We start from the raw sequence: 18,139 nt of genomic DNA on the forward strand, positions 1-18,139 counted from the left end.
GCTGGAACGACGAGTCCCTGCAACAAGGTCCGCCGCGGCGTATGGGTCCCTGCTCCCGTGCGCATTGGGCAGGGACGACGTGTTGGAGGGGCCGCGGAGTTAACGGCGGACGGCACGACGGATGGCCGCAGGGAAGCGACGCCCCAGGGCTTTCCCATATGCCATAGCCGCGGGGCGTCTGCACGATTTCTGTATAATGGAAGAATACTGCTGATTTGCCCGACGAGTTAAGTTGCCGTGCCGAATGCCGGCCCGCCAGCTCCTTTGCATGGGGTTGTTTTCGATATTTTAAGTACGTCATCTTGCGCGGATCGCGCCGTGGGCGAGGCGCGAGCTCAGCTCATTCCGCGGCGGGCGAGATCATGTTCGGCGGGCCGGGCGGCCGCTTGGTGTCGTCGGACTGGTGCTCGTTCGGGGTCAGCTCGTGGTCGGCATGCGAGACCACGAGCCGCTTGGCGAAGCGCCAGATCAGGGCGCCGAAATCGTCCATCACCATGAACATCGCGGGCACGAACACCAGCGACAGGATGGTCGAGAAGATCAGGCCGCCGATCACCGCGAGCGCCATCGGCGAGCGGAATTCGCCGCCGGCGCCGACCGCGAGAGCGCTCGGTATCATGCCGGCGGCCATCGCGATCGTGGTCATCACGATCGGCCGGGCGCGCTTCATGCCGGCGTCGATCATGGCTTCCTCGCGCGGCTTGCCGGCGCGAATGGCTTCGATCGCGAATTCCACCAGCATGATCGCGTTCTTGGTGACGATGCCCATCAGCATCAGGATGCCGATCCACACCGGCGTGGTGAGCTGCTTGCCGGTGACGAGCAGCGCCGCGATGGCGCCGCCGATCGAGAGCGGCAGCGAGAACAGGATGGTGATCGGCTGCAGGAAGGTGCCGAACAGCAGCACCAGCACCGCGTAGACCATCATCAGTCCCGCCGTGATCGCGGTCGCGAAGCCGTCCGACAATTCGTTCAGGCTTTCCGCGTCGCCGGAGGGCGAGACCTTCACGCCCTTCGGCAGGGTCTTCATGACCGGCAGGTCGTAGATCTTCTTGGTGGCATCGCCGAGCGCGGCGGAGCCGACGAGGTCGGCCGCGACGGTTGCCTGCCGCTCACGGTCGTAGCGGTTGATGCTGGTCGGACCCTGGTCGAGCTTGACATCGGCTATGACCGAGAGCGGCACGCCGCCCTTCTCGCCGCGTTCGCCGAGCGGCACCCGCAGCTGCTCAAGCATCTGCAGGTCGCTGCGCGCATTGTCCTCGAGCTGGACGCGGATCGGCACCTGGCGGTCGCCGGCGTCGAACTTCGCCAGCGCTGGACCGACGTCGCCGATGGTGGCGACGCGGATGGTCTGCGACAGGCTCTCGGTGGACACGCCAAGCCGTGCGGCGAGATCGGCGCGCGGTTCGATACGCAGCTCGGGACGCTCCAGCGAGGTCTCCGAGATCACATTGGCGATGGTGGGAATGCGTTTCATCTGCGTCGCAAGCTCGCTCGCGACGTTGTTGACGATGTTGGGGTCGACACCGGTCACCACCAGCGAGATCGCGCGCAGGCCGTTCTCGTCCAGGAACCAGAAGCGGATATCGGGAACGTTCTCCAGCTCCTGGCTGATCGAGAGCTCGAGCTCACGCTGGGTGATCTTGCGGTCGGCCTTCGGCGTGTAGTTGATGATCAGCGCGGCGCGGCGGACCTCCTGGAGGCCCGGCGGCACCCGGCCGCCGTCGACGAACACGCTTCGTACCTCGGGCCGCTTGCGCAGGCGCGCGACGATGTCCTCGGTGACCTTTTCGGTGTAGGCGAGCTGGGTGCCCGGCGGCAGCTCGAGGGCCAGCAGCGAGCGGGCGCTGTCCTGCGCCGGCAGGAAGCCCTGCGGCAGCAGCGTGATGCTCCAGATCGAGGCGGCGAAGACGCCGAGGCCGATCAGCACCGTGATGAAATAGTGCTTCACTGACCAGGTGACGAGGCTGTGATAGCCGCGCAGGATCGGGCCGGGCGGCGGATCGTCGTGGTCATGGTGCTTGAGGAAGTAGGCCGCCAGAACCGGGGTGACGAAGCGGGCCGCGAGCAGCGAGAAGAACACCTGCACCGAGACGGTGATGCCGAACTGCTTGAAGAACTGTCCGGCAATGCCCGACATGAAGCTCGCCGGTGCGAAGATCGCGATGATGGTCAGCGAGATCGCGATGACGGCGAGGCCGATCTCGTCGGCGGCCTCCAACGCGGCACGGTAGGGCGATTTGCCCATGTTCATGTGCCGGACGATGTTCTCGATCTCGACGATGGCATCGTCGACGAGAATGCCGGTCGACAGCGTGATGGCGAGAAAGCTGACGAGGTTCAGCGAGAAGCCGAGCAGGTCCATCGCCCAGAACGCCGGGAAGATCGACAGCGGCAGCGAGATCGCGGCGATGATGGTGGCGCGCAGGTCGCGCAGGAACAGCAGCACGATGACGACGGCGAGGATGGCGCCTTCGAACAGGGTCGAGATCGCCGCGTGGTAATTGCCGTTGGTGTATTCGACCGAGGTGTCGATCACCTTCAGATCGACGTCGGGATAGGCCGCCTTGAGCGCGTCGATGCGTTTCTGCACGGCTTCGGCGACCTTCACGTCGCTGGCGCCCTTGGAACGCTTGATGCCGAGCGCGACCACCGGCTCGCCATTGAAGCGGGCGAAGGTGCGGCGGTCGGCGATGGTGTCGGTGACGGTGCCGAGATCGTCGAGCCGGACCTCGCCGCCGCCGAACAGCGGGATCATGGTGCCGGCGAGATCGCCCAGCGTCTTGGCGCCCGCGAGCGTGCGGATCGCCTGGTCGTTCTTGCCGATCTCGGCGCGCCCGCCGGCGACGTCGACATTGGTGCCGCGCAGGCTCTGGCTGACATTGACGGCAGTCAGGCCCATGGCCTGCAAGCGATCGGGATCGAGCGAGACCAGGATCTCGCGCTCGACACCGCCGATGCGCTCGACCTGCGCGACGCCGCGCACGCCCTGCAGCGCGCGCTTGACCACGTCGTCGACGAAATAGGAGAGCTGCTCCGGCGTCTTGCCGGGCGAGATCGCGGCATAGGTGACGATCGGCAGGCCGATGACGTCGACGCGCTGGATCAGCGGCTCGGTGACGTTCTGCGGCAGGTTGGAGCGCACGCGCGTCACCGCGTCCTTGACGTCGTTGAGCGCGCGGTCGGTGTTGGTCTCGAGCGCGAACTGGATCGTGGTGACCGACAGGCCGTCGGTGATCGAGGAGGTGATGTGCCTGACGCCCTCGACGCCGGAGACCGCGTCTTCAACCGTCTTGGTGACCTGGGATTCGAGCTCGGCTGGCGCCGCGCCAAACTGCGAGACCGCAACCGAGATCACGGGGATGTCGGCGCTCGGCAGCCGTGTCACCGCGAGCTTGGTGAAGGAGACCCAGCCCAGCACGAGCAGGATGATCGAGAAGACGATCGAGGGAAGCGGGTTCCGGATCGACCATGCCGAGATGTTCAAAGCCATTAGCGTGCCCGAATTACCGTGATCGCGTGCGATCGAGTTCATCGGCGAACATGGTCTTGATCTGGTCGCCATCATGGAGCGAAGAGCCGGCGTCGGCCACGACGATTTCGCCGACCTCGAGGCCTTCCAGGATTTCCGTCGAGGTGTCGGATGACAGTCCGACCCGCACCTTGCGCGTCTCGACGACGTTGCCTTTGACGACCTGCAGGGTCAGGCGGTCGATCGCGGTGCGCGGCACCGCGACGCCGCAGGAGCGCTTGGCGTCGATATTGGCGCGCGCGAACATGCCGACCTTCAGCGTCGGATTGTTGTTGATGGTGATGCGGACATGCCCGAGCTGGGTGGTGCGGTCGATCTGCGGCGAGATCTGGCGGACCTTGCCGACCATGTCGGGCGCATCGTCGCGGCTGATCCGCACATTGGCGCCGGGATTGAGTTTCAGCAGCTGGAAGCCCGGCACCTGGGCGTCGAGCTCGATCTCGTTGTTGATCGAGATCTTGAACATCGGGGGAGCCTGCGGCGAAGCCGGCGCGCCGGGCGCGGTGCGCACCTCGGTGACGAGGCCGGCGGCCGGCGCCCGCAGCACAAGCGGCTTGGCATTGGCCTGTGCGGCCTGCTGCGGCGGCGGGGTCAGCCGCGCCAGTTCCTGGTTCTCGGTCACGGTATCGCCCTCGCGGACCAGCACGTCGGTGACCTTGGAGCCATCCTGGTCGACATTCACCTGCGCCTCGCGGCGCGGCACGAAGAAGCCGGTCACCCGCACCAGGTCGGAGAAGCAGGCGTTGGTCGACTTCGTCACGATGACGAGCGCCTCGCCCGGCGTCTCCTTCTCCTCCGGATGCGAGCGGTGCTCGAACGCGTAATAGGCGATCGCGAGGGCGAGGAAAAACACCGTGCCGAGCGCAGGCTTGAGGTATTGGGAAAAATTCATCGCCTGATCAATCCAGAGCTTGGCGCGTCATGGGTGTTGGTCGAAGTCTCATCACGCTCGCTATCGTATTGCCTGGGTATTCGGAAGACCGGTGCCATTGTTCCGGATCATGCCCTGACGTCATGTGAGGCGGGTCACCTGTGGGCTGCGTCGGGGCTCGGCCCAACAGCATTGGCCCTAAAGCAAATGCGCCCCGCCGGGGTGCGGGACGCATTGTAGCCTCAAAAAGGAGCCACGCCACCGCCCATCACTTGGCGGCGGTGGTCTTGTTTTCCATGTTGACGACCTGCACGCGGCGGTTGACCTCTGCCAGCGGCTGGCTCGGATCCTTCAGCTTGCTCTTGCCATAGCCGACGGTGACGAGATCGGTGCCGTTGAGGCCGTATTTCTCGACGAGGTAGCGCTTTATCGAATCGGCGCGACGCTCCGACAGGTCCTGGTTGTAGGCTTCGCCGCCGGCGGCGTCGGTGTGGCCGGCGACCACGAAGGTCGAGCCCTTCAGGTCGGGACTGGTCAGCGCCCGGCCGAGCGCCTGCACCGACGGCATCGACTTGGCGCTGATATTGGCGGAGTTGTAGTCGAACGTGATTTCGAGATCGATGTTCGGCTTGTCCTTGACGACTGAAGCGATTTCCTCGCGTTCGGTCGACGACAGCGAGCGCGTCGAGCGGCCGCGGACACTCTGCACGAATTTGGCCTGGTCTGCGTTCAGCTCCGGCGAGGTGGTCTGCGGGCCGGCCGAAAGGCCGCGGGTCAGCGGCTTCTTGTCGGGCGTCAGCGCCCTGATGATCTGGTCCTCGGTGACATCGTCACCGGCGCGGGCGGCCGCCAGGCAAAACGACAGCGCGGCGCCAACGGTCATGATTGAAACGATGGCGGCCTTTGCCGACGGCTTGAACATTGCGGTCCCTCCTGCGCAGGCTGGCGCGGTTCCAACGACTATCCAGATTGATTGCCGGCATTGCGGCCCGGCACGCACCCTCTGATTAGTCGCTCAATTCCGTCAGCGGTTCGAGCCGCGGGCAGACCTTCGTCCGTTGTCACTGCACGCCGTAGTCGGCGAATTCCTTGACGATGTTCGGGTCCATCGCCTTGGCGTTGGCGATGTCGAGATCGCCCTCCGCGACTGCGCCGTTGCGTTGCTTTGCGAGCCCGCGTCCGTACAACGACGAGGTCAGCCGCGGGTTGATCTTCAGCGCGGCGTCGAAATCGGCGATCGCGTTCTTGTTCTGCCCGCCCTTCAGGTTCATCAGCCCCCGGCTGTCCAGCGCATCGACGAAGTTCGGCCGAAGCCGCAATGCCTCGTTGCAATCCTTCAGCGCGCCCTGGAGGTCACCGACCACGGTACGGACCCAGCAGCGGTTGTTATAGGCCTCGACATCCTTCGGGTTCAGCCGCAGCGAATTGGTGAAATCCTTGATCGCGAGGTTGTAGGCGCCCTTGCTGGCATAGACCTGGCCGCGCCGGTACAGCGCGGCTGCGTCATCGGGATTCTTGTCCAGCTTTTCGCTCAGGCTCTTGATCGTCGGATCATCGGCGAGCACAGGCGAATTGCTCGGCGCCGGCGTGGGCTGGATCACCACTGGCGGCGGAGCCGCGGGCGGTGGCAGGGCGATCTCGGGCGCCTTGGGCTGGGGTGACGGTGCGGTCGGCGCTGCCGCGACCGGAGGCTTCGGCGGCGCCGGTGATGGTGTCGGCGCTGTTGCCGCTAGTGGCGTCGGGGTTGCCGCGGGCGGTGTCGGCGTTGCTGCGGGCGGAGCCGGCGGAGGTGCGACCGGCGGTGCCGCTGCCACCTCGGGTGACGGCGACGCGGCGGGTGCCGGCGCGGCGTTCGACGGCCCGCCCGTGCCGGCCGGAATGAACGAGAAATCTTCGGCCAATGACGAGGAAATCCATGGCACCTGCTCGCCGCGCGAGGCGCGGGTGACGCCCATCTTGGTGCGGTTCAGCGTCTCTTCGGCCATCAGGTCGGGGACGCGGATCTCCTTCAGCAACTCCTGGACGAACAGGCTGTGGTCGTTGCCATTGTCGGAGACGACGGACGACAGCGCGGCCGAATACATCACCAATGTACCGTTCGGGGCGATCACCGGGGTCAGGCCGGCCGAGAAGCTGCGGAACCGGCGCTCGAACGGATTGCGCCTGGACGCATCGATCAGCGCGATCTTGACGCCGGCGCCGCGGCTGTTGAGCTCGCCGAGCACGGTCTCGAGGCTGAAACCATCGCGGCGCACGTCGGACTCCGTCCAGATCTGCGCATCGACCGGCAGCAAGTAGCTCTGGCGCGCCGACTGGATGCCGAAGCCGCTGAAGAACACCAGCGCCACCGATCCCGGCTTGATCTTGCCGTAGAGTTTGTCGAAGGCGCGGCGCATCGCGTCGCCGGTCAGGTTCTCGCCGATCTCGACCGAGAAGCCGTCCCGCTTGAGCTCATCGGCGACGTCGCGCGCATCGTTGATCGGTTCCTTCAGCGGAGCATCCGCGTCCGGATATTTGGCGTTGCCGATGACAAGCGCAAAACGGTCGCCGGCCGCAAAGGACAAAGCGGGCGCCGCGATTGAAAAAATCAGCGTGGCGAGCAAGGCAAGGCGGATTTTCATAATCGCAGCAAATCCAGATCGCGGCATTCCAGTGAAATGGCGCCGCTTCCAGCCTGCGCCTCGGGAACCTTACTCTAGCGAAAATCCATTATCAAACCACGGCCAAATCCCCGTCAACGGCTTGCGGCAGCATCGTTTATCGCGGTGATACCAGCCAGACCGCAGTGCAGCAGCATGCGGTCACGGCGGCCATCGCCATCACGGCACGGTGCTGGTTCCCACGAGCCGATCATGTGATCGCACTCACTCTCGCCACCCTGTCATGCGCTCGTCGCACTCTGCGCGGTTTGACCTTTGCGCGAGGCGATGGCTTTGTGTTCGGGACGGCAGGCCATTCAAAAACAAGCCGTCAAAACAGGCCTTGCAAACAAGAGCGAAACCCATGGGAAATGTCTACGAAATCTACGCCCTGCGCTACGCGACGATGTCGCCGCGCACCCCCAGCATGAACTTCCTGGCGCCCGATCCACATGACAGTGCGGCGCAGGACCTCGATTATTTCGTCTGGCTGATCCGAGGGCACGGCCGCGACATTCTGGTCGACACCGGTTTCAATGCCGAGGAGGCGAGCGCGCGGGCGCGCAAGCTGACGCTCAACCCGGTCGATGCGCTGGCCGGCTTCGGCGTCAGCGCCGACAGCATCAAGGACGTCATCGTGACGCATCTGCATTACGACCATGCCGGCAATCTCGACCGCTTCCCGAATGCGCGCTTCCATCTCCAGGAGAGCGAGATGGCTTACGCGACCGGCCGCTGCATGTGCAATGGACTGTTGCGACATCCGTTCTCGGTCGAGCACGTCACGCAGATGGTGCGCCACGTCTATCGCGAGCGCGTCAGCTTCTATTCGGGTGACGGCGAGGTTGCTCCAGGCGTGACCGTGCATCGCGTCGGCGGCCATTCCGACGGCTTGCAGGTGGTCAGGGTCGAAACTGCGCGCGGTCCGGTGGTTCTGGCATCCGATGCCGCGCACTACTACGCCAATCTGCAGCGCAGGAGCCCGTTTCCGATCGTCTACAATGTCGGCGACATGGCGCAGGGTTGGGAGACGATCGAGCGTCTTGCCGGTCATCCGGATCGCTTCATTCCCGGACATGATCCGATCGTGACGGAGATCTATCCGCGCGCCAGCGAGAAGGTCGACGCCTGGGCGCTGCATATGCCGCCGACGCGATCGTTCGCGGAATAGCCTCGCCGATCGGCGAGGCACGTCTGCAACACGTCAAGAAACGTCAAAGAAGAAGCTATATGACTGACACCAAGACGACTGACACCAGGACTCTCGGGTTCATCGGCCTCGGCGTGATGGGTGAGCCGATTTGCCGCAACCTGGTCAGGAAGAGCGGCAAACGCGTTGTCGCGTTCGACCTCTCGGCCGAACCGCTGCAGCGGTTGCGCGCCGACGGTGCCGAGGTTGCGGCGTCGGTCGCCGACGTCATCAAGCAGAGCGATGTGCTGTTCCTCTGCTTGCCGAGCGCCAGGCACGTGCGCGCGGTGTTCGAAGGCGACGGCATTTTGAAGAACGCGAGAAGCGGCCAGATCGTGGTCGATCTCGGCACGTCGTCAGTCAGCCAGACCCGCGATTTCGCCGCGCAGTTGCAGGCCAAGGGCGCGGCGTGGGCCGACGCGCCGATCGCGCGTACGCGTCAGGCTGCGCAGGACGGCACGCTCAGCGTCATGGTCGGCGCGGCGCCCGCGCTGTATGCCGCGATCGAGCCCTTGATCCGCTGCTTCGCCACCGATGTCACCAATTGCGGTGACGTCGGCGCCGGGCAGGTCACGAAGATCCTCAACAACATGGTGCTGTTCGAGACCGTCAATGCGCTGGCGGAGGCGGTCGCGGTGGCGAAGCACAATGGCGTCGATCCGAAGCTCTTGCTTGAGACACTGTCGAAGGGCTCGGCCGACAGCTTTGCGCTGCGCAACCATGGCATGAAGGCGATCGTGCCCGGCGTGTTTCCCGAGCGCGCATTCTCGACCGAATATGCGCTGAAGGATCTGTCCTACGCGCTGGAGCTCGCTACCGATGCGGGCATCAAGATCCGCGGCGCGGAGCTGATCGGCATGGTGCTGCAGGAAGCGATCGACAAGGGATCGAAGGACAATTACTTCCCGGTGATCGCCAAGCATATCGAGCGGGCGTAGGGCACACTCCACGTCATCCCGGCTTCGAGACTGCGCGTCGCCGCGCATGGTCTTAGGTTGAGTTGGGCGCGATGCCAACCCCGGCGTCGTCCTGGCGAAGGCCAGGACCCATAACCACAAATGTCCTTTGTTGGGCTCGCTGGAATGACGAGTCCCGTTCACAACACAGGCCGCGGCGTATGGGTCCTGGCTTTCGCCAGGACGACAGCGGAGGTATGGCTGTGGCCTAATACACGTCCTTCGCGTCGGCCTCTTCGCTGGTCTGCACCAGTTCAAGGCTGCTCTCGACCTTGCCGAGCAGGCGGCCGAGGTCGCGGCGCTCCTGTGCGGAGAGACAGGACAATATCTCCTGCTCCTTGCGCAGCAGGCGCGGGATCAGCTCCTCGTATAGCGTCTGGCCATTTTTGGTCAGTCGCAGGCGGAATTCGCGGCGGTCGTCGGCGTTCTCGACGCGCTCGACGATCTCGCGCTCCATCAGCGCCGACACCGCGCGACTGATGGTGGATTTATGGGTGCGCGTGCAGTGCGCGATATACTGCGCGCTGCAGGGATCGCTGCGGAAGCCGAGCGTTGCGAGCACGCGCCACTCCGGAATGTCGAGCCCGTAGCGCGCCTGATATTCGCTCGACAGCGCCGAGGACACCTCGGCCGCCAGCCGGTTCAGGCGGAACGGCATGAAATGGAAGAGATCGAGGCGCTTCTTGGTCGGCGCGATAGTGTCGCGCACCTCCGCTTCCACGGCACTGCGCGGGCGGGCTGGAGGCTGGCTTGCAGAGGTCCGTGCCAAAAATCTCTCCAATTTGAGTTGACGGCAGCCCCGACTGGGGGTTTAAGATAGTTGCAAGTGAGACTAATTTAGCAAGGTCGCGGCCGGCTCGCAAGGTCCCGGTCGCAAGCCGGTCACACAGAACCGCAGCCAGAGGCCGCGGCGCAAGGGAAACATCCAGGGTCACGCAATGGCACACGCCAACACGGCACAGGCCAAAACCCAGTTCGGCTATCGCCGTCACCCCGACCAGGAGCGCTCGGGCGCCAATGTCGCGGAGCATCCCGTCGTCGTGGTCGGCGGCGGGCCGGTGGGACTGTCGCTGGCGATCGATCTTGCTCAGCGCGGCCAGCGTGTCGTCCTTCTGGATGATGCCGATCGTATCGGCGAGGGCTCCCGCGCGATCTGCTTCTCGAAGCGCTCGCTGGAATATTGGGACCGGCTCGGCGTCGGCGACCGCATGGTCGACAAGGGCGTGGTGTGGAGCGTCGGCCGCATCTTCCACGGCGAATCCCAACTCTACCAGTTCAATCTCCTGCCGGAGAACGGCCACAAGCGGCCGGCCTTCATCAATCTCCAGCAATATTACGCCGAGGCCTATCTGGTCGATCGCATCGACGATCTGCCTGAGATCGACCTGCGCTGGCGCAACAAGGTGACGGCGCTGGAGAGCCGTAACGATGGCGTTGCGCTGACCATCGCAACTCCCGACGGCCCCTACCAGGTGCACGCGACCTACGTCGTCGCCTGCGACGGCGCGCGCTCCTCGTTGCGGCAGATGGTCGGCGCCGAGTTCGCCGGGCAGGTGTTCGAGGATCAGTTCCTCATTGCCGACGTCAAGATGACGGCGGAATTCCCGACCGAGCGCTGGTTCTGGTTCGATCCGCCGTTTCATGCCGGGCGTTCGGCGCTGCTGCACCGGCAGCCCGACGATGTCTGGCGCATCGATCTCCAGCTCAACCCGGATGCCGATCCGGTGGCCGAGAAGCAGCCCGAAAATGTGCGGCCGCGGATCGCGCGTATGCTCGGCCACGACAAGTTCGCGTTCGAGTGGATCTCGCTCTACAAATTCCAGTGCCGGCGGATGGACCGCTTCATCCATGGCCGCGTGGTCTTCGCCGGCGATTCCGCGCATCAGGTCTCGCCTTTCGGCGCGCGCGGCGCCAATTCCGGGCTGGAAGACGCCGAAAACCTGTCCTGGAAGCTCAATCGCGTGCTGCGCCGGCTGTCGCCGGAGGGCTTGCTGGAGAGCTATCACATTGAGCGTAGCGCCGCCGCCGACGAGAACATCCGCGAATCGACCCGCTCGACCGATTTCATGGCGCCGAACTCACATCAGGAGGCGCGGCTGCGGAAGGCGGTGCTGTCGCTGGCGAAGGAGACCGAGTTCGGCAAGCGCATGGTCAATGGCGGCCGGCTTTCGGTGCCGTCGGTCTACGACACGCCGCTGTCGAGCAGCGATCGCGACGATTGGCGCGGCGGCCCGCGGCCCGGCGCCTCGATGCCAGATGCGCCGGTGACGCAGCAGGGCGGCGGTTCCACCTATCTGACCGACGTTTTCATCAGGCAGGGAACGCGCTTCACGCTGCTGGAGTTTGGCAATGGCGCTGCTGTCGATGTGCCGGACGGCGTCGGCAGCATCCGGGTCGGCGGCGAGGGTGGGCTGGTCGACGCGCAGGGCCTTGCCGGCAAACGCTATGATGCCGAGCCCGGCACCGCCTATCTGCTGCGGCCGGACGGTTATGTCGCCGCACGCTTCCGCAATGCGGCACGGCCGGAGCTCGATGCGGCGCTGGCACGCGCGGCCGGCCTGAACTGAGGAGCAGTCATGGTGCTGTCGACCAGTTCGAATTTCGCAAAGCCCGACGACGCCTTCCGCGCCATCGTCGAGGCGCATCGCGGTCTCACTGATGAGCAGAGCGCCGATTTCGACACGGCGCTGGTGCTGATCCTTGCCAACCATATCGGCGATATCGACGTGCTGCGCGAGGCGATCGGGCTTGCGAAGCGCCGCATGCTTGATGCAAGCCAGCAGCAACAGCAGCAACAACAATAGCACTGAGCAAACGGACAGGATTGAACTGATGGCCAAAGGTTTCGCATCGACCACGGATCTCTCCGAGAAGAAGATCACCTTCTCCGAGATCGGTACGGATCTCTATGCCTTCACCGCCGAGGGCGATCCCAACACCGCCGTCATCGTCGGCGACGACGGCTGCCTCGTGTTCGACGCGCAGGCGACGCCCGCGATGGCGAACAAGGTGATCGAGCGCGTGCGTGCCGTCACCGACAAGCCGATCAAATATGTCGTGCTGTCGCACTATCACGCCGTGCGCGTGCTTGGCGCCTCTGCCTACAAGGCGCAGGGCATCGTCGCCTCGCAGGAGACTTATCGGCTGATCGAGGAGCGCGGCAAGCAGGATTGGGATTCCGAATACGGCCGCTTCCCGCGGCTGTTCCAGGATGCGCAGAGCATCCCCGGCCTGACCTGGCCGACGCTGACCTTCGAAGGCGAGATGACGATCTACCTCGGCAAGCGCGAGGTTCGCCTGATGCAGCTTGGCGCCGGCCACACCTCGGGCGACATCGTCGCCTGGGTGCCGGACGCCGAGGTGATGTTCTCCGGCGACCTGATCGAATATCACTCGGCCTGCTATTGCGGCGATGCGCATTTGCGCGAATGGCCGATGACGTTGAACGAGATCCGCAACTTCAATCCCAAGGCGATCGCGCCGGGCCGCGGCGATGCGCTGAAGGGCACAGCCACGGTGCGCGAGGCTATCGCGATGACGCGCGACTTCGTCACCTCGCTCTATGGCGCGGCCGAATCGTCGGTCGCCAAGGGCCGCAGGCTGAAGGAATCGATGGCGGCGACCCGTGAGGTGATGGATCCGAAATTTTCCAGCTTCGCCATCTACGAGCACTGCCTGCCGTTCAACGTGTCGCGCGCCTATGACGAGGCGTCGGGGATCGACGACCCCGTGATCTGGACCGACAAGCGCGACCAGGAGATGTGGGCTGCCTTGCAAGGAGGAGGATAGTCATGAACATCAATACCTCGCCTGACCAGATCATCCGCAGCTCGGCCCAGGTGACGCCGGGTTACATGTCCGGCTTCGGCAATAGCTTCGAGACCGAGGCACTGCCGGGCGCGCTGCCGATCGGGCGCAACTCGCCGCAGCGCTGCGCCTACGGGCTCTATGCCGAGCAGCTCTCGGGCTCGCCTTTCACCGCGCCGCGCGGCGCCAATGAGCGCTCCTGGCTGTACCGCATCCGGCCCTCGGTGAAGCATTCCGGCCGCTTCGAGAAGGTCGATGCCGGCCTGTGGCGCTCGGCGCCGTGCCATGAATACGAGCTGCCGATCGCGCAGCTGCGCTGGGATCCGACGCCGCTCCCCAAGGAGGATGTCACCTTCGTTCAGGGCGTGCAGACCATGACGACGGCGGGTGACGTGAACACCCAGGCCGGCATGGCCGCGCATGTCTACCTCATCACCAAATCGATGGTGGACCAGCATTTCTACAATGCCGACGGCGAGCTGATGTTCGTGCTCCAGCAGGGCGTCTTGCGCCTCGTCACGGAGTTCGGCCGCATCGACGCCGAGCCCGGCGAGATCGTGGTGATCCCGCGCGGCGTCAAGTTCCGCGTCGAGATTCCGAATGGCCCGGCGCGCGGCTATCTCTGCGAAAACTACGGCGGCGCCTTCACGCTGCCGGAGCGCGGGCCGATCGGCGCCAACTGCCTCGCCAACGCGCGCGACTTCCTCACCCCGGTCGCGAACTACGAGGACAAGGACACGCCGACCGAACTGTTCGTGAAGTGGGGCGGTTCGCTGTTCAAGACCACGCTGCCCCATTCGCCGATCGACGTCGTCGCCTGGCACGGCAATTACGCGCCGTACAAATATGATCTGCGCACCTTCTCTCCCGTCGGCGCGATCGGCTTCGACCATCCCGATCCATCGATCTTCACGGTGCTGACTTCACCGTCAGAGACCGCGGGCACCGCGAACATCGACTTCGTGATCTTCCCCGAGCGCTGGATGGTCGCAGACAACACCTTCCGTCCGCCCTGGTACCACATGAACATCATGAGCGAGTTCATGGGCCTGATCTACGGCGTCTACGACGCCAAGCCGCAAGGCTTCGTGCCGGGCGGCATGAGCTTGCACAATTGCATGCTGCCGCACGGTCCGGACCGCGATGCCTTCGAGCATGCCAGCAATGGCGAATTGAAGCCGGTGAAGCTGACGGGCACCATGGCCTTCATGTTCGAGACCCGCTACCCGCAGCGCGTCACCGCGCATGCGGCGAATGCCTCGACGCTCCAGGACGACTATGCGGATTGCTGGAAGGGCCTGGAGAAGAAGTTCGATCCGAGCAAGCCGTAGGTCTTCACCCTCCCCTTGAGGGGGAGGTTCGGTACGCATGGAGCAACGCGACATGCGTACCGGGGTGGGGTGATCTCTCAACACGGGCAGTGTGCTTCGCGGATAGACCGTCACCCCACCCCGCCGCTCATTTCATTCGCGTCGACCTAAGAGCGAGCTTCGCTCGTCTCGCCCCCCTCCAGGGGAGGGTGAATAAACATCAGCCATCGCATCTGATTGCACCGGGATCACCATGCCCCACCCCAACGACCCCAGCCTGCGCTCCTTCATCGAGGTCGATCCTTCTTCCGACTTCCCGATCCAGAACCTGCCCTACGGCGTGTTCTCGACTGCGGTCAATCCGACCCCGCGCGTCGGCGTCGCGATCGGCAATTACGTGCTCGATCTCTGGGAGCTCGAGCAGGATTCCCGGCTCGATGTCGGTCCGCTCGGCGTGTTCTCGCAGCCGTCGCTCAACGCCTTCATGGCGCTCGGGCCGAAAGTGTGGTCGGCGACGCGGGCACGGATCAGCGAGCTGCTCCGCTCGGATCATCCGGAGCTACGCGACAACAGGGAATTGCGGGCGCGGGCGCTGGTGCCGATGGCCGACGTCAGGCTGCACATGCCGTTTGCCGTCTCCGGCTACACCGACTTCTACTCCTCGAAAGAGCACGCCACCAATGTCGGCGTGATGTTCCGCGGCAAGGACAATGCGCTGCAGCCGAACTGGCTGCATATGCCCATCGCCTATAACGGCCGCGCATCGACCGTCGTGGTCTCCGGCACGAAGGTGAAGCGGCCGCGCGGGCAACTGAAGCCACCGAAGATGTGCCGAGCTTCGGGCCGTGCAAGCGGCTCGATTTCGAGCTGGAGATGGGCGTGGTCGTTGGCCAGGCCTCGCCGATGGGCGAGATGCTGACGGAGAAGCAGGCCGAAGACATGATCTTCGGTTTCGTGCTGCTCAACGACTGGAGCGCGCGCGACATCCAGCAATGGGAATATGTGCCGCTCGGGCCGTTCCTTGCCAAGGCGTTTGCGACCTCGATCAGCCCCTGGGTGGTGACGCGCGAGGCGCTGGAGCCGTTCCGCATGCAGGGCCCGGTGCAGCAGCCGGAGCCGCTGGCGTACCTCAAGCAGACCCAGCCGAACAATTACGACATGCAGCTCGACGTCGCGCTGCGCGCCGGTGCGATGAACGAGGCGAAGACGATCTGCCGCACCAACTTCAAGTACATGTACTGGTCTTCGGTGCAGCAGCTCATGCACCACGCTTCCAGCGGCTGCGCCATGAATGTCGGCGATCTCCTCGGCAGCGGCACCATCTCCGGTCCTGAGAAGGACCAGCGTGGCAGCTTGCTCGAGATCAGCTGGAACGGCACAGAGCCGGTCGAGCTGCCCGGCGGCGTCAAGCGCTCGTTCCTGGAAGACGGCGACAGCCTCGTGATGCGCGGCTGGTGCGAGGGCAGCGGCTATCGCGTCGGCTTCGGCGAGGTCGAGGGGACGATCATCGCGGCGAAGTAAGTCTCCGCGCATTCCGCGGCTTCACCTCTCCTTGAAAAGGGGAGGTCGGTTTGCGCAGCAAACCGGGTGGGGATCTGGTCTCTCCGTAGACGCCAGCGCTCGCGGCTGACCCCCATCCCACCTTCCCCCTTTCAGGGGGAGAGTGCCCGACAGGCGTGCAAACCTCACCGTTCCTCGGGCCTGACATCCCTCAGCCGCGCCGTATTCGCCGCGACGTCCTCGAGGCTGTACTTCAAATGCACCCGCTTGTCCGACGGCGGCTGGTTGACCGTGCAGACACCCGGCCGCCACGGCTTGGCCGGGCGGATCGGGCGCGGGGCAAAGCCGCCGCCGCAATTCGGGCAGACGTTGAACAGCTTGGTCTCAACGCAATCCGCGCAGAACGTGCATTCATAGGAACAGATCCGCGCGTCCGTTGCGCTCGGCGGCAGGTCGCGGTCGCAAAATTCGCAGTTCGGCCGAAGCTGGAGCGCCATGGTTCGTCTCTCTTGCCGTTGCCGGAATGATCGCAAGCCAAGCCACAAAAGCGAATGGCGGATTTCCCTCGATTCGAGCCATCACGCCTGTAGCGACTTCAGCGGCAGCCTGGTGCTCTCCTTCAGGCTGTCGAGCACGATCGAGGAGCGCACATGCGCCACGCTCTGGTGCGGCATCAAGACGTCGTTGACGAGGTTGGAGAGGCCCTTGAGGTCGCGCAGCACGGCTTTCAGCACGTAGTCGGCATCGCCCGTCAGCGAATACGCCTCTTGGATCTCGTCGATCCGGTTCACCAGCGCGCGAAAACGCTTGGAATTGTCCGGGGAGTGGGTCGCGAGCCCCACCTGGATGAAGGCGATCACGCCGAAGCCGAGCGCCTCGCTGGAGAGGTCGGCATGATAGCCCGCGATCACCTTCTCCTCCTCCAGCCGCATCCGCCGGCGTGAGCATTGCGAGGCGGAGAGGCCCGCGAGGTCGGCGAGCTCCTGGTTGGTGAGGCGGCCGTCGTCCTGGAGCGCGGCGAGCATTTTCAGGTCGAAAGCGTCCACTTCAGGCATGCGTGGAATATCCATTTCATGCACGGATCGTGCGCGACGATAGCAAAATGGGATCCATTTTGCACGCACGTTGCGCAGCAAGTGACGGAAACTGATCTCCAGACAAATCAGGGAGTTGCCGCCATGGGTCCGTTTCCGCACGATGCACCGCCGGCCACGATCAGCGCCGACAATCCGATGGGCACCGACGGGTTCGAGTTCGTCGAATATGCGCATCCCAATCCGGCAGAGTTGCATGCACTGTTCAAGCTGATGGGCTATGCGCCCGTCGCGCGCCACAGGACCAAGAAGATCACGGTCTATCGCCAGGGCGACATCAACTATCTCGTCAACGAGCAGCCCGGCACCCACGGCTATGAGTTCGTCGCCGCGCATGGCCCCTGTGCGCCGTCGATGGCCTTTCGCGTCGTCGACGCGAAGGCGGCCTATGACCGCGCGATTTCGCTCGGCGCCGAGCCGGCGGATGTCGCGCCCGCAGCGAAGGCGCTCGACGTTCCCGCGATCAAGGGGATCGGCGGCAGCCTGCTTTATCTCGTCGACCGCTACGGAGCCAATGGCTCGGCCTATGATGCCGAGTTCGAATGGCTCGGCGCGGCCAACCCGCGCCCCCCGGGCTCAGGCCTGTATTACGTCGACCATCTCACCCACAATGTTCATCGCGGCCGCATGGACGTCTGGGCGGGCTTCTATGAGAAGCTGTTCAACTTCCGCCAGATTCGCTTCTTCGACATCGAGGGCCGCGCCTCCGGCCTGTTCTCGCGCGCGCTGACGAGCCCGGACGGCAAGATCAGGATTCCGATCAACGAGGATGCCGGCGATTCTGGCCAGATCGAGGAATATCTGAAGACCTATCGCGGCGAGGGCATCCAGCACATCGCCTGCGGCGCGCGCGACATCCACGCGACGGTCGAGAGGTTGCGCGCCGATGGCCTGCCGTTCATGCCGTCGCCGCCCGACACTTATTTCGAGAAGATCGATGCGCGCCTGCCCAAGCATGGGGAAGACGTCGCACGGCTCAAGAAGAACGGCATCCTGATCGACGGCGAGGGCGTGGTCGAGGGCGGCCAGACCAAGGTGCTGCTGCAGATCTTCTCGGCCAACGCGATCGGCCCGATCTTCTTCGAGTTCATCCAGCGCAAGGGCGACGACGGCTTTGGCGAGGGCAATTTCAAGGCCCTGTTCGAATCGATCGAGGAGGATCAGATCCGGCGCGGCGTGTTGAAGGTGGATGCGGCGTAAGCACAGCATAGTGCGCCACGCCAGCGCTCAGCCATAGCTGT

General features: G+C 64.6%; 14 protein-coding genes and 1 pseudogene. 8 read left to right on the forward strand and 7 right to left on the reverse strand.

What is annotated here, in order from left to right; genetic code table 11:
- Positions 1-340 precede the first annotated feature (340 nt).
- The 4 genes from RX327_RS02525 to RX327_RS02540 all read right to left on the reverse strand — a co-directional run bounded on the left by RX327_RS02525 (position 341) and on the right by RX327_RS02540 (position 7,024).
- Positions 341-3,493, reverse strand: coding sequence for an efflux RND transporter permease subunit (locus RX327_RS02525; RefSeq protein WP_317249377.1), 3,153 nt, complete (start codon positions 3,491-3,493; stop codon positions 341-343).
- A 13-nt stretch (positions 3,494-3,506) separates the two neighbouring features.
- Positions 3,507-4,424 (reverse strand): efflux RND transporter periplasmic adaptor subunit, encoded by a 918-nt coding sequence (locus RX327_RS02530; RefSeq protein WP_317249378.1) that lies wholly within the window; start codon positions 4,422-4,424, stop codon positions 3,507-3,509.
- Between the two features lie 247 nt (positions 4,425-4,671).
- On the reverse strand, positions 4,672-5,325 hold the full coding sequence (locus tag RX327_RS02535) for an OmpA family protein (RefSeq protein WP_317249379.1): 654 nt from the start codon (positions 5,323-5,325) through the stop codon (positions 4,672-4,674).
- A gap of 139 nt (positions 5,326-5,464) precedes the next feature.
- Positions 5,465-7,024 (reverse strand): caspase family protein, encoded by a 1,560-nt coding sequence (locus tag RX327_RS02540; RefSeq protein ID WP_317249380.1) that lies wholly within the window; start codon positions 7,022-7,024, stop codon positions 5,465-5,467.
- A 382-nt stretch (positions 7,025-7,406) separates the two neighbouring features.
- Between RX327_RS02540 and RX327_RS02545 the strand changes: the two genes are divergently transcribed.
- Both RX327_RS02545 and RX327_RS02550 read left to right on the forward strand, forming a co-directional pair.
- On the forward strand, positions 7,407-8,213 hold the full coding sequence (locus RX327_RS02545) for an N-acyl homoserine lactonase family protein (RefSeq protein ID WP_317249381.1): 807 nt from the start codon (positions 7,407-7,409) through the stop codon (positions 8,211-8,213).
- A 59-nt stretch (positions 8,214-8,272) separates the two neighbouring features.
- A complete protein-coding gene (locus RX327_RS02550) occupies positions 8,273-9,169 on the forward strand; it encodes an NAD(P)-dependent oxidoreductase (protein WP_317249382.1) in 897 nt (298 codons plus the stop codon).
- A 226-nt stretch (positions 9,170-9,395) separates the two neighbouring features.
- Here the strand turns inward: RX327_RS02550 and RX327_RS02555 are convergent, their stop codons facing one another.
- Positions 9,396-9,956, reverse strand: a complete 561-nt coding sequence (locus RX327_RS02555) for a MarR family transcriptional regulator (RefSeq protein WP_028335197.1) — start codon at positions 9,954-9,956, stop codon at positions 9,396-9,398.
- A gap of 169 nt (positions 9,957-10,125) precedes the next feature.
- On the opposite strand from RX327_RS02555, the gene RX327_RS02560 reads away from it, so the two are divergent.
- The 5 genes and pseudogenes from RX327_RS02560 to fahA all read left to right on the forward strand — a co-directional run bounded on the left by RX327_RS02560 (position 10,126) and on the right by fahA (position 15,825).
- Complete coding sequence (locus RX327_RS02560) at positions 10,126-11,754, forward strand: FAD-dependent oxidoreductase (RefSeq protein ID WP_317249383.1); 1,629 nt, start codon at positions 10,126-10,128, stop codon at positions 11,752-11,754.
- Between the two features lie 9 nt (positions 11,755-11,763).
- Complete coding sequence (locus RX327_RS02565; protein WP_317249384.1) at positions 11,764-11,991, forward strand: DUF2783 domain-containing protein; 228 nt, start codon at positions 11,764-11,766, stop codon at positions 11,989-11,991.
- A 28-nt stretch (positions 11,992-12,019) separates the two neighbouring features.
- Positions 12,020-12,976, forward strand: a complete 957-nt coding sequence (locus RX327_RS02570; protein WP_317249385.1) for an MBL fold metallo-hydrolase — start codon at positions 12,020-12,022, stop codon at positions 12,974-12,976.
- A 2-nt stretch (positions 12,977-12,978) separates the two neighbouring features.
- Entirely contained in the window at positions 12,979-14,325 is a 1,347-nt protein-coding gene (gene hmgA / locus RX327_RS02575; RefSeq protein WP_317249386.1) for a homogentisate 1,2-dioxygenase, read from the forward strand.
- A 232-nt stretch (positions 14,326-14,557) separates the two neighbouring features.
- Positions 14,558-15,825: pseudogene (gene fahA / locus RX327_RS02580) on the forward strand (fumarylacetoacetase).
- A gap of 164 nt (positions 15,826-15,989) precedes the next feature.
- Here fahA and RX327_RS02585 read toward each other — a convergent pair.
- Complete coding sequence (locus RX327_RS02585; protein WP_317249387.1) at positions 15,990-16,301, reverse strand: DUF1272 domain-containing protein; 312 nt, start codon at positions 16,299-16,301, stop codon at positions 15,990-15,992.
- A gap of 81 nt (positions 16,302-16,382) precedes the next feature.
- Positions 16,383-16,859: an Lrp/AsnC family transcriptional regulator gene (locus RX327_RS02590; protein WP_317249388.1), complete on the reverse strand. Its 477-nt coding sequence runs from the start codon at positions 16,857-16,859 to the stop codon at positions 16,383-16,385.
- Between the two features lie 123 nt (positions 16,860-16,982).
- Between RX327_RS02590 and hppD the strand changes: the two genes are divergently transcribed.
- Positions 16,983-18,098, forward strand: coding sequence for a 4-hydroxyphenylpyruvate dioxygenase (hppD, locus tag RX327_RS02595; RefSeq protein ID WP_317249389.1), 1,116 nt, complete (start codon positions 16,983-16,985; stop codon positions 18,096-18,098).
- Positions 18,099-18,139 lie beyond the last annotated feature (41 nt).

This window comes from Bradyrhizobium sp. BEA-2-5 (assembly GCF_032918025.1).
Lineage (GTDB): Bacteria > Pseudomonadota > Alphaproteobacteria > Rhizobiales > Xanthobacteraceae > Bradyrhizobium > Bradyrhizobium pachyrhizi.